Source organism: Robiginitalea sp., assembly GCF_049588695.1.
Lineage (GTDB): Bacteria > Bacteroidota > Bacteroidia > Flavobacteriales > Flavobacteriaceae > Robiginitalea.
This window is the reverse complement of record NZ_JBAVZJ010000271.1, coordinates 1-2,651: the sequence shown is the minus strand read 5'-3', so window position 1 is coordinate 2,651 and position 2,651 is coordinate 1. Positions and strand designations below refer to the sequence as shown.

Genomic DNA, 2,651 nt, shown 5'->3' with positions numbered 1-2,651 from the left:
AAAACTTTCCGAAGTGCAGGCCCGGACAAATGGAGCGAATTCCATGGTCAATACGTATGGCTAAAACCCATCGGCCGAACTCCGAATTCCTAAAACCCCCTGAAACAATTCCTCCGAATCTCACTTGCCTGCAAGGGGCATGTAGGGTACGCCTATACATTTACGCCCAGATACGAGCACTGCCGTATTCTCTTTTCGCGAAAGAGCCGGGCGGAAACCGAAAAGCCTTTAAGAGAGTAGGTCCAAATCAATTAAAGACGAACAATGAATCATATAAAACTGCATTCTTATTTCTGTGCATTTCTTACGGGCCTCGTCCTGATATCCTGCAGTAAGGAATCCGAAATCACTCCTATACCCGAGCTTTTGGAGATTGCTGAACCCCAGAGCGCCTTTGAGGCTGAAAATAAACTCCTTAAAGATGTCTCCCTCCTGGTGGGTCATGCCCTGACGGATGCTGAAGTGCGCGCGGAGGTAAATTCAAAAATCGAAAACACAGATGCCCTGAAAGAGTTGGTCAGTCTATCCTTTCTGATGGGAAGGGAAAATGGATTGAGCAAGAGGGAATCCACAGCCCTGAAATCCGGAAAATTAAATCTGGTATCGGGTACCAATCGGTTTACAAAGGCCCTGGCACAAGAGTTGAAGACCAATGGATCGGCCTATTCGGCCCTATCCTCACATTTAGAGCGAAATGGGTTCAACCCCAGTGCTTCGAAATCGGCTGAAGGCCTGACGGAACAGCTCACTGCCCTGCTCGCGGATCAAAACCTGGAGGTGTATAACCCTTTTACCGAAGGATCGGGGGTGGCCTCAAAAAGCGAAGATGTTTTTTACATCTCCTACCGACCTGTTCAATATGCGGAAGTAAATGAAGTTTACCAGTATAGTGGAGCAGATGTGGAAGCCGCCGCTTTAAAGTCTTTTGGTGTCGTAAACAATGATTTTATAGATACGCATAACGTTTATATTGTCGGCTATATGGACCCTTGCGACCTGCCCGGGAAAAATTGTGATTTTGTGGATTTGGTCCCGGAGGAGCCCGAGGGCCAGCCGGAGCCTATTGCGGTACAGGCCAAATTGCTTACCTATAATGTTAATCACAGCTCTATTGAAGAAGAAGACATCGTCAGTACCCGTTTTTCCGGGTTTAAGATCGATGGGAACGACTGGTTGGGTTTCGGGGCCTCACATCAGAAAATCGAAATTTATCGCGGCTCCGCAGATGGTAAAATATCCATAAAAGATGGTCAAATCTCGGCTACATCAAAATCCTACAATATCAACTACTACAGGATACGGGCCAAAGGCGCCCGCAAAGGCTGGTGGTACCACCATAATGACGAATTCGACGATGACTGGAACATGAGTGAAAATGAACAGGTCATTACTTTGTTTACAAAACATCACCTAACCGGTTCGGCCTCTGTGGAGCTCAACACCAAGGCAGGTCTGGAGTTAAAAAATGGTAGTATTCAGGCAGTTCCCAAGGCTACCGTTTCCTCGAAAATCAAGGTGACTCTGGGCTCTGCCAGACAACGGACCAAAGCACAGTTATCGCGCCGGCAGGTGTTTGCCACCATTGTGAGCCCTGGGGTTACCCAGCGGACCATAACACGGGACGGTCAAACGTGGAATGTCAAAAAGAGTGGTATTTTCCATTACTATTTTAAGCACTATTACACGGATTTATAGTACCTGAGGCATGCCCCATCATCTGGTTGGGGCATGCTTTTTCATTTCGTCACGCTATGAAATTATTCGCTATTTGGTTGCTGGTGTGTGCCTCCCTGGCGAATGGGGACCTGCTTTATGCTCAAATGGATGTTCCGACGTCCAATCTGGCCTTAGGGATTGGGATCCCTACACATCCGGATATGGATATAAACCAAAACGGACTTTTCCTGAGCCTTAATTATCGTAGGAAACTCAGTAAGGTTTTCCATTGGGGGGCCTTTCTATTGCGATCCAGTGCCAACAGTGAGCTGGATTATTTTGAAGATAAAACCAGGATGTTAAGGTATTTGAATTCCGCTGACGCTTCGGGGGGTATAGGCACCTCCTGGTCTAAAATAGAAACCTGGGGCCTTGGAGCACAATTTCATATAATCGCCATCAACCGCACCAGGAACTTTTTATCCTTTTCCGCCGGCATCGGATACTATACCTCCCTTTCTTCGAATCAACGTTTAGTCGAAGTCACAGAAGAATCCCTCTTCACTGCAGAGGGGGAATTCATTTCCGCATCCATAACAGATTTTGAAGGAGAGACCCGGTCTGAGCGAAAAACGGAACCCTTTATAATGCCTGCGATCACATATCAATACCATTTTAAAGGCGATTTTTTTATCGGTGCTGAGGTGAATTTACTCCTGGATATGGACTCCCAGGAACTGACGCAGCATCCCGTTCTGGCCAACTTCTATAGTTATAACCTGTATTTTGGTAAACGTTTTTAAAGAACATCCCTTTTCTTCATCCCGCCTTGGATTTTCAGGGCATGTTTATAAATTTCTGTAATCATTAGACCTTAGAGGTATACCTTAGCAGGCACCCATACAAATAGGCATTGAAGCAAATACCAAAACATCTCCATTTAACCTTATCGGCCATCGTGGTCTGTTTAGCCGCCCTGGTGTACGGGGCAAACC

General features: G+C 46.4%; 2 protein-coding genes. Both read left to right on the top strand.

The genetic code is table 11. The features are described from left to right. Positions 1–264 precede the first annotated feature (264 nt). Positions 265–1,695 carry a hypothetical protein gene (locus tag WBV75_RS06605; RefSeq protein ID WP_424119850.1) on the top strand — a complete coding sequence of 477 codons (1,431 nt, stop codon included), beginning with the start codon at positions 265–267 and terminating at the stop codon, positions 1,693–1,695. A gap of 56 nt (positions 1,696–1,751) precedes the next feature. Next, on the top strand, positions 1,752–2,459 hold the full coding sequence (locus tag WBV75_RS06600) for a hypothetical protein (protein ID WP_424119849.1): 708 nt from the start codon (positions 1,752–1,754) through the stop codon (positions 2,457–2,459). Positions 2,460–2,651 lie beyond the last annotated feature (192 nt).